The sequence below is a fragment of the Kitasatospora sp. NPDC001159 genome (genome assembly GCF_053598235.1).
In genome coordinates, this window is record NZ_JBSFJV010000058.1 from 1 (window position 1) to 24464 (window position 24464).

General features: G+C 72.8%; 28 protein-coding genes. 12 read left to right on the forward strand and 16 right to left on the reverse strand.

Features of this window, described 5'->3' with window-relative positions; translation table 11 throughout:
- Positions 1 to 92 precede the first annotated feature (92 nt).
- The gene (locus ACWC9T_RS26140) at positions 93 to 719 is read right to left on the reverse strand and encodes a TetR/AcrR family transcriptional regulator (RefSeq protein ID WP_449823485.1); all 627 of its coding nucleotides are present in this window, start codon (positions 717 to 719) and stop codon (positions 93 to 95) included.
- A 108-nt stretch (positions 720 to 827) separates the two neighbouring features.
- On the opposite strand from ACWC9T_RS26140, the gene ACWC9T_RS26145 reads away from it, so the two are divergent.
- On the forward strand, positions 828 to 1487 hold the full coding sequence (locus ACWC9T_RS26145) for a hypothetical protein (protein ID WP_449823486.1): 660 nt from the start codon (positions 828 to 830) through the stop codon (positions 1485 to 1487).
- A gap of 54 nt (positions 1488 to 1541) precedes the next feature.
- On the opposite strand, the gene ACWC9T_RS26150 is transcribed toward ACWC9T_RS26145, so the two are convergent.
- Positions 1542 to 2414, reverse strand: coding sequence for an alpha/beta fold hydrolase (locus ACWC9T_RS26150; protein ID WP_449823487.1), 873 nt, complete (start codon positions 2412 to 2414; stop codon positions 1542 to 1544).
- Positions 2415 to 2483: 69 nt separating this feature from the next.
- On the opposite strand from ACWC9T_RS26150, the gene ACWC9T_RS26155 reads away from it, so the two are divergent.
- Both ACWC9T_RS26155 and ACWC9T_RS26160 read left to right on the forward strand, forming a co-directional pair.
- Positions 2484 to 3101 (forward strand): TetR/AcrR family transcriptional regulator, encoded by a 618-nt coding sequence (locus tag ACWC9T_RS26155; RefSeq protein ID WP_449823488.1) that lies wholly within the window; start codon positions 2484 to 2486, stop codon positions 3099 to 3101.
- Between the two features lie 453 nt (positions 3102 to 3554).
- The gene (locus ACWC9T_RS26160; protein WP_449823530.1) at positions 3555 to 4592 is read left to right on the forward strand and encodes a fatty acid desaturase family protein; all 1038 of its coding nucleotides are present in this window, start codon (positions 3555 to 3557) and stop codon (positions 4590 to 4592) included.
- Positions 4593 to 4647: 55 nt separating this feature from the next.
- Here the strand turns inward: ACWC9T_RS26160 and ACWC9T_RS26165 are convergent, their stop codons facing one another.
- The 4 genes from ACWC9T_RS26165 to ACWC9T_RS26180 all read right to left on the reverse strand — a co-directional run bounded on the left by ACWC9T_RS26165 (position 4648) and on the right by ACWC9T_RS26180 (position 6685).
- Positions 4648 to 5355, reverse strand: a complete 708-nt coding sequence (locus ACWC9T_RS26165) for a carbon-nitrogen hydrolase family protein (protein ID WP_449823489.1) — start codon at positions 5353 to 5355, stop codon at positions 4648 to 4650.
- An 18-nt stretch (positions 5356 to 5373) separates the two neighbouring features.
- Positions 5374 to 5565, reverse strand: coding sequence for a DUF397 domain-containing protein (locus tag ACWC9T_RS26170; RefSeq protein WP_449823490.1), 192 nt, complete (start codon positions 5563 to 5565; stop codon positions 5374 to 5376).
- Positions 5566 to 5637: 72 nt separating this feature from the next.
- The gene (locus ACWC9T_RS26175; RefSeq protein ID WP_449823491.1) at positions 5638 to 5847 is read right to left on the reverse strand and encodes a DUF397 domain-containing protein; all 210 of its coding nucleotides are present in this window, start codon (positions 5845 to 5847) and stop codon (positions 5638 to 5640) included.
- The gene (locus tag ACWC9T_RS26180; RefSeq protein ID WP_449823492.1) at positions 5822 to 6685 is read right to left on the reverse strand and encodes a helix-turn-helix domain-containing protein; all 864 of its coding nucleotides are present in this window, start codon (positions 6683 to 6685) and stop codon (positions 5822 to 5824) included. The genes ACWC9T_RS26175 and ACWC9T_RS26180 overlap by 26 nt, the downstream gene beginning before the upstream one ends.
- A gap of 234 nt (positions 6686 to 6919) precedes the next feature.
- Here ACWC9T_RS26180 and ACWC9T_RS26185 point away from each other — a divergent pair, with 234 nt between their 5' ends.
- Entirely contained in the window at positions 6920 to 7285 is a 366-nt protein-coding gene (locus tag ACWC9T_RS26185; protein WP_449823493.1) for an ATP-binding protein, read from the forward strand.
- Positions 7285 to 7539: a hypothetical protein gene (locus ACWC9T_RS26190; protein WP_449823494.1), complete on the forward strand. Its 255-nt coding sequence runs from the start codon at positions 7285 to 7287 to the stop codon at positions 7537 to 7539. Before ACWC9T_RS26185 ends, ACWC9T_RS26190 begins: the two co-directional genes overlap by 1 nt.
- A gap of 170 nt (positions 7540 to 7709) precedes the next feature.
- Here ACWC9T_RS26190 and ACWC9T_RS26195 read toward each other — a convergent pair whose 3' ends face one another.
- Positions 7710 to 8078, reverse strand: coding sequence for a nuclear transport factor 2 family protein (locus ACWC9T_RS26195; protein ID WP_449823495.1), 369 nt, complete (start codon positions 8076 to 8078; stop codon positions 7710 to 7712).
- 71 nt (positions 8079 to 8149) lie between these two features.
- Here ACWC9T_RS26195 and ACWC9T_RS26200 point away from each other — a divergent pair, with 71 nt between their 5' ends.
- Together ACWC9T_RS26200 and ACWC9T_RS26205 are read left to right on the forward strand one after the other, a co-directional pair.
- On the forward strand, positions 8150 to 9025 hold the full coding sequence (locus ACWC9T_RS26200; RefSeq protein ID WP_449823496.1) for a LysR family transcriptional regulator: 876 nt from the start codon (positions 8150 to 8152) through the stop codon (positions 9023 to 9025).
- Between the two features lie 225 nt (positions 9026 to 9250).
- On the forward strand, positions 9251 to 9871 hold the full coding sequence (locus ACWC9T_RS26205) for an NADPH-dependent FMN reductase (protein WP_449823531.1): 621 nt from the start codon (positions 9251 to 9253) through the stop codon (positions 9869 to 9871).
- 74 nt (positions 9872 to 9945) lie between these two features.
- Here the strand turns inward: ACWC9T_RS26205 and ACWC9T_RS26210 are convergent, their stop codons facing one another.
- A complete protein-coding gene (locus ACWC9T_RS26210; protein ID WP_449823497.1) occupies positions 9946 to 10533 on the reverse strand; it encodes a TIGR03086 family metal-binding protein in 588 nt (195 codons plus the stop codon).
- A gap of 66 nt (positions 10534 to 10599) precedes the next feature.
- Here ACWC9T_RS26210 and ACWC9T_RS26215 point away from each other — a divergent pair, with 66 nt between their 5' ends.
- Positions 10600 to 11382: an AraC family transcriptional regulator gene (locus ACWC9T_RS26215; protein WP_449823498.1), complete on the forward strand. Its 783-nt coding sequence runs from the start codon at positions 10600 to 10602 to the stop codon at positions 11380 to 11382.
- A gap of 1 nt (position 11383) precedes the next feature.
- Here the strand turns inward: ACWC9T_RS26215 and ACWC9T_RS26220 are convergent, their stop codons facing one another.
- Both ACWC9T_RS26220 and ACWC9T_RS26225 read right to left on the reverse strand, forming a co-directional pair.
- A complete protein-coding gene (locus ACWC9T_RS26220) occupies positions 11384 to 12085 on the reverse strand; it encodes a VC0807 family protein (RefSeq protein WP_449823499.1) in 702 nt (233 codons plus the stop codon).
- Positions 12086 to 12189: 104 nt separating this feature from the next.
- A complete protein-coding gene (locus ACWC9T_RS26225) occupies positions 12190 to 13233 on the reverse strand; it encodes an ABC transporter substrate-binding protein (protein ID WP_449823500.1) in 1044 nt (347 codons plus the stop codon).
- Positions 13234 to 13580: 347 nt separating this feature from the next.
- Between ACWC9T_RS26225 and ACWC9T_RS26230 the strand changes: the two genes are divergently transcribed.
- On the forward strand, positions 13581 to 14210 hold the full coding sequence (locus tag ACWC9T_RS26230; RefSeq protein WP_449823501.1) for an HAD family hydrolase: 630 nt from the start codon (positions 13581 to 13583) through the stop codon (positions 14208 to 14210).
- A gap of 81 nt (positions 14211 to 14291) precedes the next feature.
- On the opposite strand, the gene ACWC9T_RS26235 is transcribed toward ACWC9T_RS26230, so the two are convergent.
- A complete protein-coding gene (locus ACWC9T_RS26235) occupies positions 14292 to 14522 on the reverse strand; it encodes a hypothetical protein (protein WP_449823502.1) in 231 nt (76 codons plus the stop codon).
- A gap of 479 nt (positions 14523 to 15001) precedes the next feature.
- On the opposite strand from ACWC9T_RS26235, the gene ACWC9T_RS26240 reads away from it, so the two are divergent.
- Entirely contained in the window at positions 15002 to 15385 is a 384-nt protein-coding gene (locus ACWC9T_RS26240) for a cold-shock protein (RefSeq protein ID WP_030289703.1), read from the forward strand.
- Between the two features lie 30 nt (positions 15386 to 15415).
- Here the strand turns inward: ACWC9T_RS26240 and ACWC9T_RS26245 are convergent, their stop codons facing one another.
- From ACWC9T_RS26245 to ACWC9T_RS26260, 4 genes are all read right to left on the reverse strand, one after another.
- Positions 15416 to 16270 (reverse strand): 1,4-dihydroxy-6-naphthoate synthase, encoded by an 855-nt coding sequence (locus ACWC9T_RS26245; RefSeq protein WP_449823503.1) that lies wholly within the window; start codon positions 16268 to 16270, stop codon positions 15416 to 15418.
- Positions 16263 to 17009 (reverse strand): futalosine hydrolase, encoded by a 747-nt coding sequence (locus tag ACWC9T_RS26250; RefSeq protein WP_449823504.1) that lies wholly within the window; start codon positions 17007 to 17009, stop codon positions 16263 to 16265. The genes ACWC9T_RS26245 and ACWC9T_RS26250 overlap by 8 nt, the downstream gene beginning before the upstream one ends.
- Positions 17010 to 17019: 10 nt before the next feature.
- Entirely contained in the window at positions 17020 to 17556 is a 537-nt protein-coding gene (locus tag ACWC9T_RS26255; RefSeq protein WP_449823505.1) for a hypothetical protein, read from the reverse strand.
- A 74-nt stretch (positions 17557 to 17630) separates the two neighbouring features.
- Complete coding sequence (locus ACWC9T_RS26260; protein WP_449823532.1) at positions 17631 to 18980, reverse strand: MFS transporter; 1350 nt, start codon at positions 18978 to 18980, stop codon at positions 17631 to 17633.
- 580 nt (positions 18981 to 19560) lie between these two features.
- Here ACWC9T_RS26260 and ACWC9T_RS26265 point away from each other — a divergent pair.
- Positions 19561 to 20442 carry a DUF3027 domain-containing protein gene (locus ACWC9T_RS26265; protein ID WP_449823533.1) on the forward strand — a complete coding sequence of 294 codons (882 nt, stop codon included), beginning with the start codon at positions 19561 to 19563 and terminating at the stop codon, positions 20440 to 20442.
- A gap of 462 nt (positions 20443 to 20904) precedes the next feature.
- A complete protein-coding gene (locus ACWC9T_RS26270) occupies positions 20905 to 24201 on the forward strand; it encodes a sacsin N-terminal ATP-binding-like domain-containing protein (protein WP_449823506.1) in 3297 nt (1098 codons plus the stop codon).
- 25 nt (positions 24202 to 24226) lie between these two features.
- Here the strand turns inward: ACWC9T_RS26270 and ACWC9T_RS26275 are convergent, their stop codons facing one another.
- Positions 24227 to 24436 carry a hypothetical protein gene (locus ACWC9T_RS26275; protein WP_449823507.1) on the reverse strand — a complete coding sequence of 70 codons (210 nt, stop codon included), beginning with the start codon at positions 24434 to 24436 and terminating at the stop codon, positions 24227 to 24229.
- Positions 24437 to 24464: the final 28 nt, after the last annotated feature.

Below are 24464 nucleotides of genomic sequence, written 5' to 3' on the forward strand. Positions count from 1 at the left end.
GAGTTACCTCGCCGGCCTCCACCTACGCGGCGCGATGATCTGGATCAAGGACCTCACCCGGAGTGCCACTTGATCACAACCAAATACGCACCCTAGGAGAGCGCCGCGAAGCCCGTGCAGAGCAGGCGGATGCTCCGGGTGAACTTCTCGTCCTGGCTCAGTCGTGGGATCAACTCGCCCATGACCAGCGGGAACTGCTCGCACAGTTCGGCGTAGAGCTCGGCCGTGACGGTCGGCGGGGCGGCTGGCTGGTTCTGCTCCTGGAGCACGAAGCCGGTGATGTGGCTGAGCAGGGTGTCGGCGGCGATGCCGCAGTGGGGGGCGGGCAGGCCGGCGTCGAGGAGGGTGCGCAGCAGGCGTTCCATCAGGGAGAGACCGCCGGTGCTGAGTACGCCGGGGCTCTCGGCGAGGAGCTGGGCGCCGCCGGGGTGCTGCTTGATTTCGAGGCGCAGGGTGGCGGCCTGGGCCTCGACGCGGTCCTGCCAGGTGGCGGTGGGCGGGAGGGCGGCCAGGGCTTCGGTGCCCGTGTCGTAGGCCCGGCGGCAGACCCGGTCGGCCATCAGGGCGAGCAGCTCGTCCTTGCCGCGTACGTGGTAGTAGAGGCTGCCGGCGTGGGCGTTGAGGCGGTCGGCGACCTGGCGCATGGACAGGTTCTGGTAGCCGACCTCGGCGAAGACGGCCATGCCCGCATCGACGATGCGCTCCTTGGTGAGCTTCATGGGTCCATCGTACAAGATTTTCTAACACTGTTCGAAAGCTGTGCTAGCTTTGCGTCATCAGGTTTCGAACGGCGTTGGAATTGCCGGAGTCCGGGGGGAGTGGCAGTCATGGGGGCGATCGTCTTCAACGTGACCACGGCCGCGCTGATGGTCATGATGATCAACTGCGGGCTCGGCGTGGTCGGCCGCGACACCCTGCGCGGGCGGTCGATCCCGTGGGCGGCGGTCGCCCTGACCACGGTCGCCGTCGGCGGCGTCCTGCTCCAGCTGGTCTGGTCCGGCGCCATGGACGCGCTGGACGCGGACCCCGCCAGGTCCGGCTGGTGGCGTGAGTTCACCTCGGTGTTCATGCAGAACGGCGGCCTCTTCGGCGGCCTGTGGAACCTCGTCACCCTGGCCGTCGTCGCCGCGCTCGCCCAGTGGTACTGGGGTGGCCCGCTCACCCTCGGCTTCTTCCTCGCCGGGATCCTGCTGCCCGGCCGGATCGACACCCTGTTCGGCTTCGGTGACGGCCCCAGCACCGACCCCCGCAACTTCGCCGGCAGCTCCGGCGCCACCTACTTCCTCGGCGCCACCCTCGCCCTCGCCTTCCTCGCCCGCACCCGCCTCCCCAAGGAGCTCGCGCTGGCGGTCGGCGTCCCGGCGCTGGGCCTCGCGATGTGGTTCGCCCAGGAGAACGGCCACGGGCTGGTGTCCGTCTACGGGTTCGCCCTCGGCGGGGCGGTCTGGGCGGTCCGCCGCCAGGTGGCGCAGCGTCGGGTGGCGTGACGGTGGCGTGGGCCCGGGGCAGCGGTTCGCCGTCACGGGGGGACCGGGAGGCGCTCAACCGACCTGCCGTGCCGCCATGCTGAGGATCCCCTTGATGACGGCCGCCGGGTCGTCGGTCGGCAGGGAGTGCCCCGCGCCGGGCACGATCTCGACCCGGGCGGCCGGGACGAGCCGGTGCAGCCGCTCGGAGACGGTCCGGGCGTCGTTCATGGCGCTGCGCTCGCCGAGCAGGAAGAGCGCGGGGGCGCTCAGGCGGCCCAGTTCCTCGTCGGTGAGGGTGGTGGCCAGCGGCAGGCGGCGGCGGAACCCCATCGAGGCGCGCATCAGCGTCATCAGCTCGGTCTCCAGGATGGCGCTGTTGCCGACCGCCCTGGCCAGTCGGGGCCGGAGCGCGCGCGGGGCCAGGGCGGCGAGGCCGCCGAGGATGAGCCAGGTGTAGAAGCGCCGGCCGACGTCGGCGAGGCCCGCCGTGTCGACCAGGGTGAGGTCGGTGGTCCGCCCGGGGTGGCGGATCTGGTGGTGGAGGGCGATCCAGCCGCCGTAGGAGCAGCCGACGACGTGGGCGGCCGGGATGTCGAGGGCGGCGAGCAGTTCCTCCAGCCAGTCGGCGGCGTCGTGGCCGTCCTTGATCGGGGCGGTCTGCACGCTGGCGCCCGGTTCGCCGACGGTGTCCACGGCGATGACTGGGTGCTGCCGGGAGAGCTGGGCGAAGTAGCCGTGCCACATCAGGGCGTTGCCGCCGGAGCCGGGGAGCAGCACGATCGGCTGCCCGTGCGCGGGGCCGGTGCGGTGGACGCGGGTGGTGCCGAAGCCGGTCGGGACGTCGACGGGCGTCCGCTGTCCGGGCCAGAGCTGGGTCAGCGCGCGCTCGTAGGCGGCGCGGAAGCGGTCTTCGGCCTTGCCGTTCTTGAACTCGCTGATTCGCATGATACATGTGTATCACATGCATGATACGGGTGTACCAACAGTGGGAAGAGGAACATTGGAGGCCGCGTCATGACCGGGAAAGCAACCGGGAAGGCGACCGGGAAGGTCGACCACGAGGAACGCCGACGGCAGATCGCCGAGGCCCTGCTGCGCATCGCCGACACCGAGGGGCTGCAGTCGGCCAGCATGCGGGCGGTCGCGACCGAGGCCGGCGTCTCGCTGCGGCTCGTCCAGTACTACTTCACGACCAAGCAGGGCCTGCTGCTGGACGCCCTGGCCAGGCTCGGCACCCAGCTCCAGGCCCGGATGGAACGCTGGATCGGCGAGGCGCGCGCTCCCCGGGAGGTGGTGACGGCGATCCTGTCCTGCATCCTGCCGACGGACGCCGAGAGCCGCCGGATCACCAGGACGTACGCGGCGTACTACGCGCTGGTGCTCAGCGACCCCGAGGTGCTGGAGCAGCAGGCCGCGCAGCCGCCCGTCGTCCTGGAGGGCTTCCTTGTCAAGCAGCTCCGCGCCGCCCAGCAGGCCGGGGGGATCGCGCCGGAGCGGGACGTCGAGATGGCGGCCGCCGGACTGCTGGCGATGGTCAACGGGCTGGGATCGAGCGTCCTCGGCGGCCAGCGGGACGGAGAGCAGGCGCTGGCGATCCTCATCCACCACCTGGACGAACTCTTCCGGTCGTAACCGTTCCGGGTGTCCGTCACGTCCGCCCGCCGCGATCCGTCGGTGAAGCAACGGAGCACCACCGACGGCACGGAGGGACAGGCAGCGAGATGCTGACGGACATCATGTACGTGACGGTCCACGTCACCGACCAGGAGCGCGCCCTGGAGTTCCACACCGACCGGCTCGGCCTGGAGAAGCGCGTCGACCACCCGGGCCCCGACGGCCGCTTCCTGACCGTGGCCGTTCCGGGCGGCCCGCTGGAGATGTCACCCTGTCGGGGTTGCTCGGTTTCTGCGACGAGCTCGACAGGCGTCCCGGTCAGCCCGGCGGGCCGTGGATCGCCGGGGCGTCTCGGCCTGCTGGCGCCCCTCGCGGTGCGGGGGTTAGCACCCGTACGGGACGGGTGCTTTCCCCGTTCTTCGCAGCCGGCCGTCGAACCAGACTCGGGTCATGCCCACACAGCCCGTGACGATGACCAAGGCTCCCGAGGCCCCCGCTCCACAACCGGAGGGCGGCGGCAGCGATTTCGCCCGGTTGAGCCGCCGGATCGCCGCCGAAGGGCTGCTCGACCGGCGCCCCGGCTACTACGCCGTCCGTGCGGGTCTGGTGCTCGCCGCGTTCCTCGGCGGTTGGTGGGCCCTGTTCGCGCTGGGCGACACCTGGTGGCAGCTGGGTCTGGCGGCGGCGATGTCCGTCGTGTTCGCGCAGATCGGCCTGCTCTCACACGACCTGGCGCACCGCCAGGTGTTCAGCCGGCGTCTGCCGAGCGAGATCGGCGGCCGGATCGCCGCCAACCTGCTGATGGGCATGAGCTACGGCTGGTGGATGAACAAGCACACCCGCCACCACGCCAACCCGAACCACGAGGAGCGGGACCCGGACGTCTCTCCCGACCTCGTCGTGTGGTCCCAGCGGCAGGCCCGGCAGGCGAGCGGACTCGCCCGGTTCATCGGCCGCCGACAGGCGTACCTGTTCTTCCCGCTGCTCCTGCTGGAGGGCCTCAACCTCAGCTTCAACAGCTTCCGCGCGCTGCGCGGCCCGGTGGTGAAGCGGCCGTTGCTGGAGGGCGCGCTGCTGGTCGTGCACTTCGCGGCCTACTTCGGCCTGGTCTTCGCGGCTCTCCCGGTCGGCAAGGCGGTCGCCTTCCTCGCCGTGCACCAGGCACTGCTGGGCGTCTACCTCGGCTGCGTCTTCGCCCCGAACCACAAGGGCATGCTGATGGTGACCCCGGAGATGAGGCTCGACTTCCTGCGCCGCCAGGTGCTCACCTCGCGCAACGTCCGCGGCGGCCCGGTCCTCGACTCGGTGATGGGCGGCCTCAACTACCAGGTGGAGCACCACCTCTTCCCCAGCATGCCCACCCCCGCACTCGGGCGGGCGGCCCGGATCACCCGGGAGTTCTGCGCGGATGAGGGCATCCCGTACTACGAGACGGGCCTGCTCCGCTCGTACCGCGAGATCCTCGGCCACCTGCGCCGGACGGGCGAGCCGATCCGCTCCGGCGGCTGAGCGGGCGGTGCGGAGCAGGAAGTCGGCGGGGCCGACCTCCTGCTCCGTGGCATGGCTAGAGGATGTCGGCGACGGCCACCGTGGTCGAGTGGTCGTCGGCCTCGGCGAGGAGGGCACCGCCCGGGGCCCACAGGGCGGCGCCACCGCAGCCGGTCCACGGGCCCGACGGGCCGACGTGGTTGGCGAGGACGACGTGCAGGTTCGAGTCCTTGGCGATGCCCGGGTAGACGGTCGCCCGCTCGTGGATGCCGTTGCCGGTTCCGTAGAGGGAACTGGCCAGGTGCACCTGGCAGCCGTCGGCGGCACCTCGGGCGGTGAGGTCCGGGAAGTGGTTGTCGAAGCAGGTGGCGAGCGCGAAGCGGAGGCCGTTGAGTTCGAAGCGGCCGTCGCGGTCGCCTGCGGTGAAGATGCCCTGTTCGTTCTCGTAGAGGTGCTGCTTGAGGTAGGTGGTGATCAGTTCGCCGTCGCTGCCGTAGACGAATGTGCCGATGGCGGGCCGGGGCCCGTCGGTGGGGACGGCGCAGTTGACGACGGTGGCGATCCCGGTGGACCTGAGGGTGTCCAGGCGGGCGTCGTCCGGGGTCGTCCAGAGGTTGGGATCGGCGGCCATGGCTTCGAGCTCGTACCCGGTCAGGGCGAACTCGGGGAAGACGATCAGCTCGGCGCCCTGCTCGCGTGCCTGCCCGGCGAGGACGACGAGTTGCCGGACGTTGGCGGGTATGTCAGCGGGGGCGCAGGTCAGTTGGGCTGCGGCGATCTTCATGGCGGTCAGGATGGCACGTCACGCGTGGTGGTCGAATTCGCCGGCCTTGATGCCGTGGAGGAGGGCGGCGAGGGCGGTGGGGGTGGTGCGGAGGATGAGGTGGCCTTGGTCGGACTCGCGGAGCTCGATCGTCCCGTCCACGGTACGAATTTCCACACACTCGTTGTTCGCGGCGCTGTAGCTGGACTTCTGCCACTCGGTGTCGGACACGGGGCCTCCCTTTGGCCGGGAAGTTGACCGGTACGGCTCCTCGCGCGGGTGAGCGCGAGGAGCCGCGGGGTGTTAGGCGTGGTGGTCGAATTCGCCGGCCTTGATGCCGTGGAGGAGGGCGGCGAGGGCGGAGGGAGTGGTGCGGATGATGAGGTGGCGTTCGTCGGACTCGCGGAGCTCGATCGCTCCGTTGGCTGTACGGACCTCCACGCACTCGTTAGAAGCCCCGCTGTAGCTGGACTTCTGCCACATGGAGTCACGCATACTTGCCTCGCATTTCATCCCCGATGGATCGAATGAACTCCCGCGACTCGGGCTCGGAGAGCGCAGCGGAGTTCAGGTGCGCGAACACGTCTCGATGGCGGACCAGGCTTGGCTGGGCGTCAAAGTACATGCTGCCCATCGCAGTATCCATCTGGAGTGTGGCGAGTTCAGGCACGGGGCCTTCGATGAACATGATGTTCTCACCACCGCCGGGGAAGGTGTCGAGGTCGAAGGGCACTACACGGACCGAGATTCGACCAGCCAGTGAGTCATCGATGAGATGGTCGAGCTGATCGGCGAGAACCCGGGGTCCTCCGAACTGCATTCGCAGTGCCGCTTCGTGGATGAAGGACGCATACGGCACTCCGCCTTGCCGGACAGCCTCCTTCCGCCGCATACGGAATGACGTCCGGGTATCGAGGTCGTGGCTGGGGATCGAAGGGGCGAACCGGGAGAACACCGCAGCTGCGTAGTCCTCGGTCTGCTGCAGCCCCGGGATGTAAGTCGTGGCCCAGGTCGAGATGCTGTGCGCGTTCGCCTCAAGCTCGGCGATCTCCAGGAAGTCGGTGGAAAGCGTCCCGCGATACTCCTCCCACCAGCCCTTCCCGCGCTCCGAGACCATGTCGGCCAGCGCATTGATCAGCGGCTGGTTGCTGCACAGGCATGTGGCAGCGATGGTCCGCAGTCGCTCGACGCTGATACCGCTCTTCCCGGTCTCCATCTGGGTGACCTGGGCGGCGTGGATGCCGAGTTGGCTTGCCAGCTGGCTGCCGCCGAGGCCAGCCTGCTCCCGCATTCTCCGCAGCTCGGTCCCCACCCGCCGTTGGCGCAGGGTCGGGTTCGGTCGAAGGGCCATGGCGTCCTCTCTGCGGTGGTGAGACCAGTGTGCCCCACGTTAGAGGGAAGTTTTTCGCGAAGGTCTTAAGCAAAAGACCGCGTGCGCTATGGTCGATGTCACATCGATCCGACGGGTCGTCAGTAATGCCTGCTAGCAGGCGCCGCAGAGCAGCCATGCCCATTTGCCTGGCCTGGCTCACGGCGACGTGTGTCCGCCGGATCTTCCTTCCCAACCACGCCCGGGAGATCTCCCATGCGTCACCTCAACACGCCCTCCTTCGCTCTCACCCGCCAGTCCCTCCGCGACGCGATGATCCGCGCCGGCTGGCACCCCTCCGCCACCTTCGACGCCGAACTCGCCCTCCGCGAGCTGCTCGTGAACGCCTGGCGGCACGGCAACACCCCCGCGCCGATCATCGAGATCCTCTTCCTCGGCAAGATCCTGCGGGTCTCCGTCTCCGACGAGAGCCCGGTGCTCCCCGACCAGCGAACCCCCGATCTCCTCTCCGAGTCCGGCCGGGGCCTCCAGCTGGTCGCGGGCCTCACCAGCCGCTGGGGCGTCGACCCCCAGGAGCGCGGCAAGCGCGTCTGGTTCGAGTGCGAGCTGGACGCCGCCTGATGACCATCCGCCGCCACCCCATGAAGCCGACCGACCCCCGGATCCGGCACTACACCGACGACCACATCCGCACCCTCCTCGCCGAAGTCCAGGAGCGCGGAAGGAAGTTCGGCCTCATCTGGCCCTCCGCCGACACCGACCAGACCATCGACGGCCGGGTCCTCGTCCGCTTCAACACGGCCCCGGCCTCCACCCTCCTCAACCTCCTCACCCTGCTCCTCGACGCCGAGCGGGACACCTCGTGCGACTCCTGATCGCGACCGCCTTCGCGGTCCTCCTCGCCCTCGCGATCGCCACGGTCGCCCTGGGTGTCATCACCGCCCTCAGGGTGACCCCGCCCGACGAGGACGCCTGAGCGCGAACAGCCGAAGAGAGCCGTCACCGCCCCCGGCGATCACGGCCCTCCTGCTTCTGCCCGCCCTGCTCAGCTCTTCTTCTCGAAGCCCGCCAGCAGCCCGCGCGGGTCGAAGGTCACCCGGATCCGGGCGATCTTCCCGTTCTCCACGTGCATCCAGTTCACCGTCGGCGCCGGCGGCGCAACCGTGGTGCACAGTTCGAACCAGGTGATCACCTCATCGCCCTCGGCCATCCGCACCTTCACGTCGGTCTTCTCCAGCACCTGTCCGAGGCCCTTCAGCCCGCCCAGCGCCTCCTCGATCCCCGACGCCGTGCCCAGTGCCCCGACGAAGTCGACATCGTCGGCCAGCAGGCCCCGGATGGTGTCGAAGTCGCCCGCCTCCCAGGCGGTGAAGTAGGTCTCGGCCAGCTCGCGCGCAGTCTTCGTCGTCGTCATGCCTCCATCCTCCCGACCACCCCATCCATCCGTCCAACAGATAGATCAGATGCCAGTTATCATTCTGAGATATGGAGATGCACCAGCTGCGCTACTTCGCCGCCGTCGTCGACGAGGGATCCTTCACGGCAGCCGCAGCCCGCCTGCACGTCAGCCAGTCCGGTATCAGTACCCAAGTCGCCAAGCTTGAGCGCGAGTTGGACCAGAAGCTGGTCGACCGCTCCGGCCGGAGGGTCCAGCTCACCCCCGCCGGTGAGGCCGTCCTCCCGCTCGCCAAGAACGCCCTGGCCACCCTCGACGCCATCCAGCACACCGCCGCCGAGTTCGCCGACGCCGTGCGCGGCCGGGTCCGGCTCGGCATGATCATGGGCTGCTCGATTCCGCCCTTCCTGGACACCGTCGCCGACCTCGGCCGTACTCACCCCGGCATCGAGCTGAGCCTGCACGAGGGCCACTCCGAGTCGCTCCAGTCCCAGGTGCTCGCGGGCTCCCTCGACCTGGCGCTGATCGGCTACGCGGGCGAGGTCGCCCCGGGCCTGGAGGTCAGCGTGGTCGTGGACGATCCGATCGCCGCCGTCGTCCCGGCCGGGCACCCCCTCGACCGGGCGGAGCTGAAGCTGTCCGACCTGCGCGGCGAGAAGATCCTCTGCCTCTCCCCGGGCACCGGCCTGCGCGCCGCCTACGATCGCTCCTGCGCGCAGCTGGGCCTCGACCCGCGCGTGGACATCGAAGCCAGCTCCCCGGTGGCCCTGCTCCGCCTTGCCGAGCGCGGCGCCGGGGTCGCCGTGCTCAGCGCCTCCTCGGCCGAGGGCACCGGCCTGCGGGCCGTCCCGCTCGCCGACGCCGCCACGCACGCCAGGCTGGGCCTCGCCGCCCGCCGCGACCAGCAGTCCCCGGCCGTCCGCCTCCTGCGCGCCAAACTGCGGAAGGCGCTGGTGAGTTCCTAGCGCTTCGATCGGCGACAACCGCAGCGAGAAGGGGGATACCGCCGGGGCGGACCCGCGCGCCCGCGTTCGGACCCGCGCAGGCGGCGAGGCGGGCAGCCACGTGGCAGGGTGGCGCATATGAGTGCGAATCCGTCTATTCCGGCCTCGACCCGTACGGTGGGCGCACTGCGGGATGCCGTCCAGCCGGTTCCAGGTGACGGCCACGGTGAGCCGCTGCGCGTGCTGGTGCTGTCCGGGTCCTTCCGGACGGGATCGTTCAACGGGCAGCTGGCCGTGCTGACCGCCAAGCTGCTGACCGAGAACGGCGCCGCCGCCGATCTTGCCCACTTGCGGGACTTCGACATGCCGTCGTACGACGGGGACGTCGAGACCGCCCAGGGGCAGCCGCGGAACTCCGTCGCCCTGCACGATCGCCTTCAGGCGGCGCAGGCGTTCGTGCTCGCCTCGCCGGAGTACAACGCATCGGTCCCCGGCGTGGTGAAGAACGCGATCGACTGGCTGTCACGCTTCCGGCCGCAGCCGTTCAAGGACAAGCACGGCCTGCTGGTCTCGGCTTCGCCCTCCATGGTGGGAGGAAACCGGGGACTGTGGGCGCTCCGCGTTCCGCTGGAACACCTCGGGGCCCGTGTCTACCCGGACATGTTCAGCCTGGCGAGGGCCCACCAGGCGTTCGGCGACAGCGGCGACCTGAACGACGCCGAACTGCAGGATCGGCTCGCTGCCACCGTGAAGGCGTTTCTCAGTCTCGTCGAGGCGGACACGAACTACCCGGCGCTGCAACGCTGCTGGTACGAGTTCCTCGGCGACCGGACCAGTGCCCAGGTCACCCAGCGCGCCGAGACATAGCCCGCCCGCCCTTCCCGGCAGGAGGCCCCTCCCTCACCGCGAGTCCGACGCGATGAGTCACGACGGTTCTCGCGCTAGCCCTTCCAGCGCGGATCGCGCCCGGAGGCGGCCAGCGCGCGCTCCCACGCCGAGGCGTCGTCCGGCACCGGAACCACCTCCGCGAAGCCCGCGTACTGCCGGTACAGCTCGGCGTTCTCCTCGACGATCTCCAGGGCCACCAGAGCGAGTTCCTCGTCGACCGGGATCTCCCCGCCGGTCGCGCGCGCGACGTCCCAGCCGTGCAGCACCAGCTCCAGGATCAGCATCCGGGCGATCCCCACCGCCGGAACCGGCGATCCGCCGAGGTCGACGTCCCCCTCCCAGGCGGCCGGGTCGGCCCAGGCCGCGACCGCGCGCTCCAGCTGCGCCGCGTACGCCGGGCGCCAGTCGGCGTCCGCCGTGAAGTCCCGCGAGCTCAACTCCTCGGGCAGCTCGGTGCGCCGGGCCCGGTGCTCCAGGCCGTGCGAGGTGTAGAGCACCCAGTGGTTGATCAGCGCGCGCGTGTCGAACTCCCCGCAGGGCGTCGGCGCGTCCAGCCGCTGCCCGGCCGGGACGGCGGCGGCGACGCCGGCCGCAGCGGTGGCGGCGCGGGCGAGGAAGGGGTGCATGGGGTGAGCGTTCATGACGCCAAGCCTGCGCCGGGCCGTGCCGCCCGGTCTTGAAGAAACGCGACGGCTAGCCTGGCCGCCATGGATTCTCCCGACCTCGGCCGTGGCGTCCTCCACCCCGCCCGGGCGGCCGAGCTGATCAGCGTGGAGCGGCTGGCGCCCGCGCCCGCCGTGGCGCGTTTCGTGGAGTACTACTGGCTGGTCCGCTGGGATCTGCGCGGCCATGCCCCGTACGAGCAGAAGGTGCTCTCGCACCCCAACGTCCACCTGGTCTTCGAGGCCCCGCGGGCCCGGGTGTACGGGGTGGACCGCTCGCTCTTCGTCCGCCGTCTGGAGGGGGCCGGGCACGTGCTGGGTGTGCGGTTCCGCCCCGGCGCCTTCCGCGCCTTCTCGGGGCACCCCGTGAGCGCCCTGACGGACCGGTTCGTGCCCGCCGCGGAGTACTTCGGCGCCGACGTGGACCGGTTCAACGCCCGGATCCTCGACGCGCCGGACGCCGAGCTGGCCGATGCCTTCCTGCTGCCACGCCTGCCCGCGCCCGACCCGGTGGCCGAGGAGGTCGCCGCCGCGGTGGACCGGATCACCGCCTCGCCGGACCTGTGCCGGGTGGACGAGCTGGCCCGCGAGCTGGGCGTGACCGTCCGCAGCCTCCAGCGGCTGTTCGCCGAGTACGTCGGCGCCTCCCCGAAGTGGGTGCTGCGGCGGGCCCGGCTGCACGAGGCAGCCGAACGCGCCGCAGCGGGAGGACAGTTGGACCTGGCCGCGCTCGCGGCGGAACTCGGCTACGCCGACCAGGCCCACCTCACCCGGGACTTCACCGCGGCGGTCGGCATCTCACCGGCCCGCTACGCGAGTTCCCGCTGAATCAAGCAGCGGCAGCCGCAGCCGCAGCCGCAGCCGCCTCGGCGGCGGCCCGGCCGCGGGCGCTGGAGCGCTTGGCGTAGACCATGGTGAAGTACACCAGCCCGCCGAGCACCACGAACGGGAGGATGTTGTTGATCGCCACCACCGTGCCGTGCGACAGGGTGTAGACGAACACGATCCGCAGCGCGGCCTCCAGGACGAAGGCGATGCCCCACACGACGGTCAGGTTGCGCTGGACCCGGCGGAAGTTCTCGTACTGCCACATCGAGTTCCACCAGGCGACCATCTCCGGCGTGCCGTCCGTGGCGAACTTGCGGCCGAAGTAGAACATGATCGGCTTCGGCGCGGCCAGCGAGGCGAGGTAGAGCACGCCGAGCAGGCCGGAGACGAAGGAATCCTTGGCCAGCAGCATCTTCGGGTCGGTCGGGCCGATCAGCGCGACGATCAGGCTCAGGGCGACGAAGACCAGCGAGACGACGGCGAACTCGTCGATCCGGCGGTGCCAGGCCAGGTAGATCACGGTGTCGACCAGCGGGCCGAGACCGGAGAGCAGGATGGCGGTGGACTCGCTGTAGCCGGCGTCGTGCAGCTGGTTGTAGATCATGATCGGCGCGACCACGTTGAACGCGATGCTGATCAGCCAGCCGAGCGCGGCGGCCTTCCCCTTGCGGGCAGGAGCGGTCGGAGCTACCGCAGTTGACATGGTGTTGTCCCCCGGGACGAATGTTGTGATTGGCGGCCCATTGTGGCGGACTCACCGCTCGACTGCACAACCCTCGGCGAGTCGACAAGTCGTCAGTAGACCGACTACGCCCCGAGGAAGCGCTGCAGCTCGTCCAACATGAAATTGGCGCCGGCGTACCCGATCCCCTGGAACCACAGCTGGTCGTCCACCGGGAACGCCCGGTGCGCCCTGACCGCCCCGAGTGCCTGCCAACCCGGGCTCGCCAGTGCCGCGTCGGTGCCCGCCCGCTCCGGATCGCCGTACGTCGCGTACAGCAGCAGGTCGCCGTCGGCCCGGCCGATCTGGTCCAGCGGGACCTCGAAGTCCGACTGGTCGACGTTCTGCGCGTCCGGCCGCCCCACCTGGGCGTCGGCGAGCACGATCCCGGGGAAGCTCTGCCGCCCGAACAGCCGGATCCCGCCGCCCTCCGTGAACCGCACCAGGCTCACCTTGCGGCCCGACAGCCTCGCCGCCGCCAGCGCCGCGGCCACCTGCCCGGCGTGCTTCTGGTAGGAGGCGACGAAGGCCGCGGCCGCCGCCACCCGGCTCAACGCCTGGGCGTGCAGCTGGAAGTTCGCCTTCCACGGCGCCCCGGTGGTCTGGGTGAGGACGGTCGGGGCGAGCGCGCTCAGCTGGTCGTAGCGGTCGCCGTCGCGGGCCTGGTTGGAGAGGATCAGGTCCGGCCGCAGGGCCCGTACGGCTGCGAGGTCCGGCGCGCCGGGCGGGCCGACCAGCCAGATGCCCGCCGTGCGGGAGGCCGGCCAGTAGTCGGGGAGGCGGGTGTCGGCGGCCGGGAGGGCGGCGCCGACTGGCGTGATGCCGAGGGTCAGCGCGGAGTCGAGCACATCGGTGTCCAGCACGACCACCCGCAGTGGCTCGCCGGGGACGAGCACCGGCCCGGTCGCGGCGTTCACCGTGACCGGCGGCACCGGGGTGGGGGAGGGGCTGGTGCTCGCGGCCAGCCTGTCGGCGGTCGGTGGCGCCGGCTTCCCGGAGGTGCACGCCGTGAGCGCGGCCCCGCCGAGGCCGGCGAGGAACGTACGGCGGGCGATCCGGGGCATCGGCGGGTCCTCCGGCGAAGGCGACGCGGCAACGGGCGAGAGCCCGTCGATTATGTCCGAGATCACACCTGAAGTGTCGTTAGGCGTCCACGGGCGCCGTCAAGCGTCCACCGCTTCCGCCGTCGCGGCCCACGGAGCGCCCGGAACGACCAAACGGGGTGCCCGTCACCGGGTCCGGCACCACCACCGACACCCGAACACCTCCCGCACCAGCTCCGCCGTCACCACCTCCCCGGGCGTGCCCTGCGCCACCACCCGGCCGTCCGGCGACGGGGTGTGCGCCGTGCCCCCGGTGGTGCGGTGGTGTCGGTCATGAGCCCTCTCCGCAGACAACTCAGGTACACCTAAGTTCCGTCTCGAAGCCGGGGCAAATTGCCTCGTCACCCCCGGTGCCCGTTGGATAGCCTGGCGGCATGCCCGCGACCTCACCCGCCCCGCTCACCGTCGGTTTCGACCTCGACATGACGCTGCTGGACACCCGGCCGGGTATCCACGCCACCTACCAGGCGCTCTCTGCCGAGACCGGCACCTACATCGACGCCGACCTGGTGGTCACGCGGCTCGGCCCGCCGCTGGTGAACGAGATCCGCAACTGGTTCCCGGAGGAGGAGGTGGAGCGGGTCATCACCCGCTACCGCGAGCTGTACCGCGACCACGCCTTCGCCCCGACCGTGGCCCTGCCCGGCGCGCACGCCGCCGTCGAGGCGGTCCGCGCCCACGGCGGCCGGGTCGCGGTGATCACCGGCAAGTACGAGCCGAACGCCCACCTCCACCTGGAGCACGCCGGGATGGCGGCGGACATCGTGATCGGCGACCTCTGGGCCGAGACCAAGGGCGAGGCGCTGCGCGAGCACGGCGCGAGCATCTACGTCGGCGACCACCTCGGCGACATCCGGGGCGCCCGGCACGCGGACGCGGTCGCGGTCGGCGTGGCCACCGGCCCGTACGGCGCGCAGGAGCTGCGCGAGGCCGGGGCGGACGTGGTGCTGGCGGACCTCACCGGTTTCCCGGAGTGGCTCGACCGGCACCTCCGGGCGAACTAGGGCGGGCCCTGTGGAGCCTGTGCGGACCCGGCAAAGGTCCGCAAGACACGCTCCAGGGCCGGCGAATCCGCAGGACGGGCCCTACGGCTCCACCCGGCGGCGCTGGGCCCGGGCGTTCAGGAACAGCCCGGTCAGCGCGGACAGGAAGCCGGCCGGCATCAGCATGCTCAGCCAGTACATGGCCGTCGGCAGCGGCGTCAGGTGCAGGAACAGCGGGACGAAGGTGACCACGGTGGCGAGCGCGCCGAGGCCGAAGACGACCGTCCCGGCCTTGACGTACACGTCGCCGGGGTCGGCGCTCTGGCTGCTCACGTCTGCTCACTTCTCCGCTCTGCGCTGGGGTGCCCCCAGTCTGGCAGAAGCGGCCGCCGGAGCCGTCCACCGGAGCGGGTCGGTCACGTTGCGCAGTTTCCCGGCAGCTGAACGTTTTGATCCCTGCTGGGCGGGGGTATGCAGGGGGTGCCGAGGGGCGCTGCAGGTGCGTCCCGTGTCCTCAGACCCGGGGGTGTGAGCCGATGGACTGCGCCGAACCGCGCCCCGGCCGTGCCAGTAGCGGGTCGCTCGTGACCGCGAGATCCCGGCGCTCCCAACGCCCCGGGCGGGCCTTGGAACACGGACCCTTCGTGGAACGCGGATGAGGCAGTGACGGACCGTTAGTCTGCTCCCGACAGCGTACCGACCGTGAGCGCCCACGGGCGCCGAGCCGAGGTCGGCCCGTCTTTTCTCCCACACCACCCAGTGATCCCCGGCCAGGGCCGGGATCCCTCACACCCATTCGAGGACTGTTCGAGATGCCCACCGGCCAGGTCAAGTGGTTCAACGAGACGAAGGGTTTCGGCTTCCTGTCGCGCGACGACGGTGGCGACGTCTTCGTCCACACCAAGGCGCTGCCCGCCGGTGTCACCGTGCTGAAGCCGGGCCAGCGGGTCGAGTTCGGCGTGGTCGCCGGCCACCGCGGGGACCAGGCGATGGCCGTGCAGCTGCTGGACGCGCTGCCGTCGGTGGCCGCCGCCCAGCGCCGGAGCGCCGACGACATGGCGCCGATCGTCCAGGACCTGATCACCACCCTGGACGCGGTGCTGCCCGGCCTCCAGCGCGGCCGCTACCCGGCCAAGCCCACCGGCCAGAAGCTGGCCGGCCTGCTGCGCGCGGTGGCCGACCAGTTCGACGTCTGAGGCGTCCGGGGCGTCCAGGGCGTTCCTGGGCTACCCGAACGCGAGCGCACCCGGGTCGAGCGGGGGTACCAACCCCTCCGCGGCGGCCCGGGTGAGCAGCGCGCGGACGGCCTGGTAGCCCTCCTCGCCCAGGTCGGCGGTGAACTCGTTCACGTACAGCCCGATGTGCTGGTCGGTGACCGCCGGGTCCATCTCCTGGGCGTGCGCCAGCACGTACTCCCGGCTGGCCGCCGGGTCCGCCCAGGCCTGCCGGACGGAGGCGCGGATCGTGCCGGCGAGTTCACGCAGCCGCTCCGCGCCCAGCGAGCGCTTGGCCACGATCGCGCCGAGCGGGATCGGCAGGCCGGTCTCCCGCTCCCAGGCCTCGCCCATGTCGGCCAGGCTGTGCAGGCCGTACTGCCCGTAGGTGAAGCGCGCCTCGTGGATCACCAGGCCGGCGTCCACCCGGCCGTCCCGGACCGCGGGCATGATCTCGTGGAACGGCAGCACCACGATCTCGCCGAAGCCGCCCGGCACCGCCCCGGCCGCCCAGAGCCGGAACAGCAGGTAGGCGGTGGAGCGCTCGGACGGCACCGCCACCGTCTTCCCGGCCAGCTCCGCGGGTGAGCCCACGCCCGGCAGGGTGAGCACCAGCGGGCCGCAGCCGCGGCCGAGCGCGCCGCCGCAGGGCAGCAGGGCGTACTCCTCCAGGACCCAGGGCAGCGCGCCGTAGCTGATCTTCAGCACGTCCAGCTCGCCGCGCTCGGCCAGGCCGTTGGTGATGTCGATGTCGGCGAAGGTCACCTCGGGGGCGTCCGCCCCGGGCACCAGGCCGTGCGCCCAGGCGTGGAAGACGAAGGTGTCGTTCGGGCAGGGCGAGTACGCGATGCTCAGCCGTTCAGCCACGGCCGGCCTCCTCGATCAGTTCGGCGACGGGCAGCGCGGCGAAGGCCCGCTCCAGGGCGGCCAGCGCCTCGCCGATCCGCCAGGCGGCCCGGTCGCGCGGGCCCACCGGATTGGAAACGGTCCGCAGTTCGAAGGCCGGCACGCCGTACCGGGCGGCGGCCTCGGCCACGCCGAAGCCCTCCATCGCCTCGGCGGCGGCGCCCGGGTGGCGGGCGGCCAGCGCGGCGGCCCGTTCGGTGCTGCCGGTCACGGTCGAGACGGTCAGCACCGGGCCGGTCAGGGCGTCCAGTGCCCGGGCGGCCAGCGCCACAGCGGCCGGGGGAGGGGTGTGCCGGGCGGTGCCGAAGCCCAGCTCGGTGACGTCGGCGAAGCCCTCGGGGGTCTCGGCGCCGAGGTCGGCGGCCACGATCGCGTCGGCCACCACGGTCGCGCCGACCGGGGCGTGCGGGGCGAAACCGCCGGCGATCCCGGCCGAGGTGACCAGGCCGTACGGGCGGGCGGCCAGCGCGGCGGAGGTGGCGGCCGCGGCGGCGGCCGGGCCGACCCCGGCGGCCAGCACGTCCACCGGAGCACCCTCCGACCGGTGCAGCACACCGCCCGGCAGCGGCAGGGCGACGGCCCCGCCGGGCAGGCCGCGCAGCACGGCCTCGGCCTCGGCGGGCACCGCGACGACGACGAGCAGCCGAACCCGCCCGGGGCCCGGCTGCTCGGGGTGCGCGTCGGAGACGTGCGCGGTCATCGCAGGACCGTCAGCTGTCCTTGGTGTTCAGCTGGAAGTACCAGATCGCGGTCGGGGTCTCCAGGTCCCGGTCGCCCTCGACCACGGTGACCAGGGTCCGGCCGGAGGCGTTCAGCAGCTGGCTGGCCGCGTGGGAGCCGGAGTAGGTCGAGCCGTTCTTGGACCAGCTGGACACGGTGAACTGGCCACCGCCGCTCAGCGGGCCGCCGTTGCTGAAGGACACCCAGCCCTTCTTGGCCACGTCCGGGGAGACGCCGACGCCGACGCGGTCGCTCAGCACGACGTCGGAGCTCGGCAGGGTCCCGGCCTTCAGCGCGTCCTGGGCCTTCTTCGAGCAGGCCTGCTGCTGCTCGTCCGACAGCGGGCTGCCGTCATCGTTGGCGCAGAACGGGTCCTGGACCTGCGAGGAGTTGCCGACGGTGAGGGTCACGCGGTGGTCGCTGATCTCCGTCTGGCCGGAGGCGTAGGCGATGGACCCGCCGACCGTGCCGGCGCCGACCACGACGACGGCGCCGAGGGCGGCGATGACACGGGAATTGAGGCTCATGCGTCAGAATCTACCGGGCCGGGCCGATCACGCTACGCGGGGGTCGACCACCGCGTGTTGCCGCACGGTCGGAATCAGGCCACCCGGGGCGCGGCCGGGTGCCGCCGCGGGCCGAGCCGCAGCAGCGAGTGGACCGTCCACACCAGCATCAGACCGGCCACCGAAGCCGCGATCGACAGGCCCAGCACCCCGTTCAGCGGCAGCACGATGCCGACCCCGCCGCCCGCCACCCAGCACAGCTGCATCAGGGTCTCCGAACGGGCGAACGCCGAGGTCCGCACCGCCTCCGGGACGTCCCGCTGGATCAGCGCGTCCAGCGCCAGCTTGCCCAGCGAAGCCGCCATCCCGGACACGCCGGCCACCAGAACCACCGTCACCACGCCGTACCAGAGCGCGGCCGCCGCCGTCACGCAGGTCGCCAGCAGCAGCATCGCGGTGACCGTCGCCTCCGGGGCCCGGGTGCGCAGCCAGGAGCCCAGCACCGAACCCAGCGCGTTGCCCGTCCCCGCCGCCAGCGCCACCAGGCCCAGCGCCAGGGTCGGCTCCAGGCCGCCGATCGGTTCGGTGCGCAGCAGGAAGGCCAGGAAGAACACCAGGAAGCCGACCAGCCAGCGCATCGCCGACATCGCCCGCAACGCCAGCACCACTGAGGGGCCGACGGTGCGCAGCGAGGCCTTGACCTTCGGTGGCTTGTGGTGGATCAGGTGCGAGCCCTCGCCGTGCACCTCGGCGTGCAGGACCGCCCGCTGCTCGCCCTTCGCCGAATCGACCTCGTGCGGCAGGTGGAAGGCCATCAGGGTGCCGATCACGAACACCAGGAAGGCGCCGCGCAGCGGCCAGTCCGGCCCGATCAGGTGCAGCAGCCCGCCCACCGCGGCTGCCACGCCGGTGGCCAGCAGCCCGGCCAGGGTGACCCGCGAGTTCGCCTTGACCAGGGACAGCCGGCTCGGCAGCAGCCGGGGCACCACGACGCTGCGCACCACTCCGTACGCCTTGGACGCCACCAGCACGCCCAGTGCCTCCGGGTAGAGCGCGATGCCGCCGCCGGCGACCACCCCGGCCATCGTCCAGGCCAGTACCGCCCGGGTCAGCATCGACATCGCCATGGCCGCCCGGCGGCCGTGCGGGATTCGGTCCAGCAGCGGGCCGATCACCGGGGCCAGCAGGGCGAACGGGGCCATGGTGATCAGCAGGTACAGGGCGACCCGGCCGCGGGCCTGGCCGGTGGGGACGGAGAAGAAGATCGTGGAGGCCAGCGCGATGGTGATCAGCATGTCGCCGAAGGAGTTCAGCGCGTGCAGCTCGATCAGCTTGGCGAGGCCGGACTCGCCCGCGCCCTGGGCGGAGGTGGCCCGGCGGATCCGGCGGCCGGTGCCGTGCACCAGCTTGCCGAGGCGGATGCCGACGGCGGAGACGACGCGCACCAGGACGTTGCGGTGGGGCTCGGGGAACTCCTCCTCCAGGTCCTCGTCGAGCGCGTGGAGGTGACGGGTGTGGGCGTCGTCCGGAACGTCCGGAACGTAGGGAACGTACGGAACGTCCGGCTTCTCCAGGTTGACCCGGGCGGCGGGCGCCTCAAGGTCGTTCCCCGACCGCGGTTCGCCCGCAGCGGGGACGGGAGACTGCGGTCGCGGCGCGGCGGCTGCCTCGTCGGGGCTGCCGGCCTGCGAGGCGCGCAGTGCGTGCTGCGACGGGTTGTCGTCCGCCACAAGCCCATCCTGCCCCAGATTCGTCGTTGCGACGCGGGATTCCGCTTCGCTCGGCGCGGCCGTGGAAGGCTCGGCTCCGCCCCGGACTGTGCCGGGGCGCCGACCGGCGGGTAGCCTGCCCAGGGTCCGCCCGTCGGGCGCCGGGCGCCGGCAGGCCGGTCCAGCGGCGCGGTCGGTACCCGCGACGGCCCCGGGTCGCGCAGAATGGACGAGGGACTACCGAGCCGCGACGGAACAGGCAACACGCCGTGGGTGACAGAAGAACTGGGAGAGAATCGACGCCGTGAGTGCTGCGATGCGAAGCCGTACCCCCGACCGGCTCTGTGCCGAGGCCGTCGAACTCGCCCGTCAGGCTGCCGAGGAGGCCGTCGGACCGGAGGCGGTCGGCCCGCACCTGGGCGTCCAGGCAGATGCCGACCGTGTCGTCACCCACAGCTTCGAGTGCCTGGACGCGGCCTACCGCGGCTGGCACTGGGCGGTCACCGTCGCCCGCGCGCCGCGGGCCAAGAACGTCACCCTGGACGAGGTCGTGCTGCTGCCCGGCCCCGACGCGGTGCTGGCCCCGGAGTGGGTGCCGTGGAGCGAGCGGCTGCGCCCCGGCGACATGGGCCCCGGCGACCTGCTGCCCACCGGCGCCGACGACGCGCGCCTGGAGGCCGGCTGGAGCGGCGAGGACGAGCCCGCGCCGAACTCCGCGGTCGCCCTCGCGGCCGAGGAGGACGTGGTCGTCACCGACCCGCACATCCAGCCCGCCCCGGCCCGCGCCCAGATCAACGCCGTCGCCGAAGAGCTCGGCATGGGCCGCAGCCGGGTGCTCTCCCGGTTCGGCCTGCACCTGGCCGCCGACCGCTGGGAGAAGGCCCACGGCCCGCAGACCGCGATGGCCCAAGCGGCGCCCGCCGCGTGCGGCAGCTGCGGCTTCCTGATCCCGATCGGCGGCTCGCTCGGACAGGCCTTCGGCGTGTGCGGCAACGAGTTCGGCCCGGCCGACGGCCAGATCGTCTCCTTCGCGTACGGCTGTGGCGGGCACTCCGAGGCGGCCGTCATCCCGGCCCCGCCGGCGCCGTCCGAGCTGATCCTGGACGAGCTGGTGGTCGAGCCGCTGCACCTCCACCCGGACCGCGCCTCCGGCTCGGTCGAGCCCGACGCCCCGGCGGAGGAGCTCGGCCACTCCTGAGCCCGCGTCGTCTGACGGCCCGTCCCGCTGAACCGGTGGGGCGGGCCGCGACGTTCATGGGAGTGGGGGCGCCTGATGCGGGACCCCCGCCGCTCCTGTCGCCTGCGGGCATCCCCCGTCCCGCGGGCGACAGGCCTCCTGCCCGCACACCCCACCCCCACCCCCACCCCCGCGCCCCGGCCTGCCTGCCGCCCGCGGGGCGCCCCGGTCGGGGCCGGGCCGGGGCACTCGCGGGTGGGGTGGTCCACAGCGGAGCGCAGAGCGTGGCGGCCCTGGCAGCGGGCTGTCGGGCTCGGGCGTGGCGCTCATGGTGGCGGGGCGTTGGGCGGGGCCGGTCGGCGTCGTCGACCTGCGGATCTTTCGGGTACGGGCGCCGCCGGGCCGGACCGTGGTCGGGAGTAGTCGGTGGGGCAGGGAAGAATGCCCCTACGACGTACAGGGCGGCGGAAGGCGGCAGGTCCAGTGGAACCTCGGATCATCGGCAGCGGCACGGACGAGCACCTCGCGGACTCCTTCGGGAGCGCCGCGTTGCGCCGACGGGTGCTGGACGCCTGGGCCGCCTCGCCAGCCCGGTTCCGGGAGGACGCCAATGCCGAGGAGGAGCTGGCGCTCGGCGGCTACCGGGACCGGCTGGTGGTCGAGTTGGCGCAGAACGCGGCCGACGCGGCGGTGCGGGCCGGGCGCGGCCCCGGGCGGCTGCGGCTGACCCTGGCCGACGGCGTGCTGGCCGCCGCCAACACCGGCGCCCCGCTGGACGCGGCCGCCGTCGAGTCGCTGTCCACCCTGCGCGCCTCCTCCAAGCGCGGTGAGGAGCCCGCCGTGGGCCGCTTCGGCGTCGGCTTCGCCGCCGTCCTCGCCGTCACCGACGAGCCCGCCGTGCTGGGCGCCGCGGGCGGGGTGCGCTGGTCGCTGGGCGAGGCCCGGTCGCTGGCGGCGGCGCAGCCCGCGCTGGCCGACGAACTGCGCCGCCGGGACGGCCACGTGCCGCTGCTGCGGCTGCCGTTCGCGGCCGAGGGCCCGGCCCCCGAGGGCTACGACACCGTGGTGGTGCTGCCGCTGCGGGACGCCGCCGCCGAGGACCTGACCCGCCGCCTGCTGGCCGGGATCGACGACGGGCTGCTGCTCACCCTGCCGGGCCTGGCCGAGGTCGTGGTGGAGACCCCGGAGGGCACCCGGACGCTCACCCGCAGCGCCGCCGAGCCGCGCCCGGACGGCGTCACCGAGGTCACCGTCACCGACGACGCGGGCGGGCTGCCGCGGCGGACGGTCTGGCAGACCGCCGGCGCCTCCGGCCGCCTGGACGCCGGGCTGCTCGCCGACCGGCCCACCGAGGAGCGCGCCCGCCCGTACTGGACGGTCACCTGGGCCGTCCCGGTCGCCGAGGACGGTGCCCCGCAGCGGCCCGCGATCGAGCCGGTGCTGCACGCGCCCACCCCCAGCGACGAGCCGGTCGGCCTGCCCGCGCTGCTGATCGCCTCCTACCCGCTGGACTCCACCCGACGGCACATCGCCCCCGGCCCGCTCGCCGACTTCCTCACCGAGCGCGCCGCCGACAGCTACGCCGAGCTGCTGCGCGCCCGCGGCGCCGACCTGGGCTCGCTCGGCCTCGTCCCCGGGCCGCTCGGGCAGGGCGCGCTGGACAACGCGCTGCGCGCCGCCGTGCTGTCCCGGCTGCCCGGTACGCCGTTCCTGCCGCACCCCGGCGTCGTCGAGGAGGGCACGCCCGCGCTGCGGCCCCGGGACGCGACGCTGCTGGAGGGCGCGGACGGCTCGGTGGTCGAGGCGCTGGCACCGATCTTCCCCGGGCTGCTGCCGGCCGGTCTGGAGCGCCGCACCGAGCTGCGGGTGCTGAACGTGCGCCGGGTGCCGCTGGCCGAGGTGGTCGACCAGCTCGGCGGCCTGGACCGTGACCCGGCCTGGTGGCGCAACCTGTACGCGGCGCTCGGCGCGGCCGACCCGGAGGCGCTCGGCGCGCTGCCCGTGCCGCTCGCCGACGGCCGGACCGTCACCGGGCCCCGGCGGGTGCTGCTGCCCTCCGAGGACGCCGACTGGGCGGCCTTCCCTGGCTACCCCGAGACGCTGGCCGGCGCACTCGCCGCGCTGGACCTGCGGCTGGCCCACCCCGAGGCCGCCCACCCGCTGCTGGCCAAGCTCGGTGCCGGCACCGCCACCCCGGCCGGGGTGCTGGACACACCCGAGGTGCGGGCCGCCGTCGCCCGCTCCTACGAGCTGGCCGAGGACGACCTGGACGCCGCGCTCGAACTGGCCGATGCCGTCCTGGCCCTGGTGAAGGCCGCCGCCCCGGCGCCCGGCGAGCACCCGTGGCTGGCCCGGCTGGCGCTGCTGGACGACGAGGGCGAGCCCGCCCGCGCGGGCGAACTCGTTCTGCCCGGAAGCCCGTTCGCCGCCCTCGCCCGCGAGGAGGACGCCGGCTGGGTGGACGACGAGCTGCTGGAGCGCTGGGGCTCCGAGGTGCTCGCGGCCGTCGGCGTGCTGGCCGATTTCGTGCTGGTGCGCGCCGAGGACGTGGTGCTCGACCCGGACGACCTGGAGCGGCTCGACCCGACCGTCCCGGCCGACCGGGCGGCCGGCGGCCACCCCACCGGCCTGCTGGACGAGGCGCCGGACGGGCTCGCCGACTGGGCCGAGGACGCGCTGGAGGTGCTGCACGCGGACGAGGTGGTCGGCGTGCCGCCGGTGGCCGCCGAACTGCTGGCCGTCCGCGACCTCGACCTGGTGGACGACGACGCCTGGCCCGAGGCGCTGGCCGCGCTCGCCCGTCCGCCGTACCGGGACGCCGTGGTCAACCCCGTCCGCACCCTGCTGCCGAACGGCTCCTACGCCGACCTGCCGCCGTACACCGCCTGGTGGCTGCGCGACCACCCGGTGCTGGCCGGCCGCGAGCCCGCCGGGCTGCGCGCCGCCGGAGCCGACCCGCTGCTGCGCGGCCTGTACGACGAGGCGCGCACCACCCTGGACGAGCAGTTCCTGCACGCGCTCGGGGTGCGCACCACGCTGGCCGCGCTGCTCGCCGAGACGCACGGCCCGGACGAGGTGCTGGACCGGCTCACCGACCCGGCCGCCGAGGTCGGGCACCGCCAACTGCACGGCATCCACAGTGCGTTGGCCCGGGTGGACCGCGAGCGGATCGAACCACTGGACGTGGTGCGGGCGGTGCCGCCGCTGGACCCGGCCACCGGTCGCCGCCCGGACCGCACGGTCGTGGTGGACGCCATCGAGGCGGTCGTCGCCGACGCCCCGGACCTGGTCCAACTGCTGCACCCGTACCCGCTGTTGCCGGTCGCCCCGGCGCTCGCGGCGGACCTCGCCGAGCGGCTGCACGTGTCGCTGGCCAGTGAGGTGGCCGGCGGCCGGGTGCTCTCCGAGGGCGTGCTGCACCGGGTGCCGGCCGTGGTGCGGGAGCTGCTGCCCGGCTGCCCGGTCGCCTACGAGGAGCACGAGGAGCTGCTGGTGGTCGGCCCGGACGGCAGCGAGGCCGCGGTGGACTGGCGTTGGGACCCGGAGGCGGACGCGCCGGAGCCGCCCTACGACCCGGAGCTGGCCGAAGCCGCCGACGAGGACGACGAGTTCGAGGTCCCGCCGGTGCCCGGCCTGCTGCACGCGGCCACCCCGGAGGGCCTGGCGGCCGGGCTCGCCTGGTCGGTCGGGCAGTGGCACCGGCGCTTCGAGGTGCTGGCCGCGCTCAGCGAGCCGGACCGGGCGTACGAGCTGTCCGCGGCCCGGGACTTCGAGGGCTGAGCGGGGTCGAGCGGACCGGGCGGCTTCAGCTGCCGCGCGGTTTGAGCCGCAGGTAGACGGTGGTGGTGACGGTCAGCCAGACCGCGCCGAGCGTCACCATCGCCGCCGCTTTCACCGCGGGCGTCGGCCTGACCGCCAGGCCGACGCCCGCCATCGCCAGCGCCGTCAGCCCGACCGCCAGCAGCCCGCCCAGGAAGGCGATGAACGCCTCCAACTCCCCACCTCTGCGTGCCATTCGGCACCCCCTCGCAGGGGCGTGCTAG

Excerpts from the sequence above, each read along its gene's own strand:
- ACWC9T_RS26140 (WP_449823485.1), bottom strand. The coding sequence starts at position 719 with ATGAAGCTCACCAAGGAGCGCATCGTCGATGCGGGCATGGCCGTCTTC.
- ACWC9T_RS26145 (WP_449823486.1), top strand. The coding sequence starts at position 828 with ATGGGGGCGATCGTCTTCAACGTGACCACGGCCGCGCTGATGGTCATG.
- ACWC9T_RS26150 (WP_449823487.1), bottom strand. The coding sequence starts at position 2,414 with ATGCGAATCAGCGAGTTCAAGAACGGCAAGGCCGAAGACCGCTTCCGC.
- ACWC9T_RS26155 (WP_449823488.1), top strand. The coding sequence starts at position 2,484 with ATGACCGGGAAAGCAACCGGGAAGGCGACCGGGAAGGTCGACCACGAG.
- ACWC9T_RS26160 (WP_449823530.1), top strand. The coding sequence starts at position 3,555 with ATGACCAAGGCTCCCGAGGCCCCCGCTCCACAACCGGAGGGCGGCGGC.
- ACWC9T_RS26165 (WP_449823489.1), bottom strand. The coding sequence starts at position 5,355 with ATGAAGATCGCCGCAGCCCAACTGACCTGCGCCCCCGCTGACATACCC.
- ACWC9T_RS26175 (WP_449823491.1), bottom strand. The coding sequence starts at position 5,847 with ATGAAATGCGAGGCAAGTATGCGTGACTCCATGTGGCAGAAGTCCAGC.
- ACWC9T_RS26180 (WP_449823492.1), bottom strand. The coding sequence starts at position 6,685 with ATGGCCCTTCGACCGAACCCGACCCTGCGCCAACGGCGGGTGGGGACC.
- ACWC9T_RS26185 (WP_449823493.1), top strand. The coding sequence starts at position 6,920 with ATGCGTCACCTCAACACGCCCTCCTTCGCTCTCACCCGCCAGTCCCTC.
- ACWC9T_RS26190 (WP_449823494.1), top strand. The coding sequence starts at position 7,285 with ATGACCATCCGCCGCCACCCCATGAAGCCGACCGACCCCCGGATCCGG.
- ACWC9T_RS26195 (WP_449823495.1), bottom strand. The coding sequence starts at position 8,078 with ATGACGACGACGAAGACTGCGCGCGAGCTGGCCGAGACCTACTTCACC.
- ACWC9T_RS26200 (WP_449823496.1), top strand. The coding sequence starts at position 8,150 with ATGGAGATGCACCAGCTGCGCTACTTCGCCGCCGTCGTCGACGAGGGA.
- ACWC9T_RS26210 (WP_449823497.1), bottom strand. The coding sequence starts at position 10,533 with ATGAACGCTCACCCCATGCACCCCTTCCTCGCCCGCGCCGCCACCGCT.
- ACWC9T_RS26215 (WP_449823498.1), top strand. The coding sequence starts at position 10,600 with ATGGATTCTCCCGACCTCGGCCGTGGCGTCCTCCACCCCGCCCGGGCG.
- ACWC9T_RS26220 (WP_449823499.1), bottom strand. The coding sequence starts at position 12,085 with ATGTCAACTGCGGTAGCTCCGACCGCTCCTGCCCGCAAGGGGAAGGCC.
- ACWC9T_RS26230 (WP_449823501.1), top strand. The coding sequence starts at position 13,581 with ATGCCCGCGACCTCACCCGCCCCGCTCACCGTCGGTTTCGACCTCGAC.
- ACWC9T_RS26240 (WP_030289703.1), top strand. The coding sequence starts at position 15,002 with ATGCCCACCGGCCAGGTCAAGTGGTTCAACGAGACGAAGGGTTTCGGC.
- ACWC9T_RS26250 (WP_449823504.1), bottom strand. The coding sequence starts at position 17,009 with ATGACCGCGCACGTCTCCGACGCGCACCCCGAGCAGCCGGGCCCCGGG.
- ACWC9T_RS26255 (WP_449823505.1), bottom strand. The coding sequence starts at position 17,556 with ATGAGCCTCAATTCCCGTGTCATCGCCGCCCTCGGCGCCGTCGTCGTG.
- ACWC9T_RS26265 (WP_449823533.1), top strand. The coding sequence starts at position 19,561 with ATGCGAAGCCGTACCCCCGACCGGCTCTGTGCCGAGGCCGTCGAACTC.
- ACWC9T_RS26275 (WP_449823507.1), bottom strand. The coding sequence starts at position 24,436 with ATGGCACGCAGAGGTGGGGAGTTGGAGGCGTTCATCGCCTTCCTGGGC.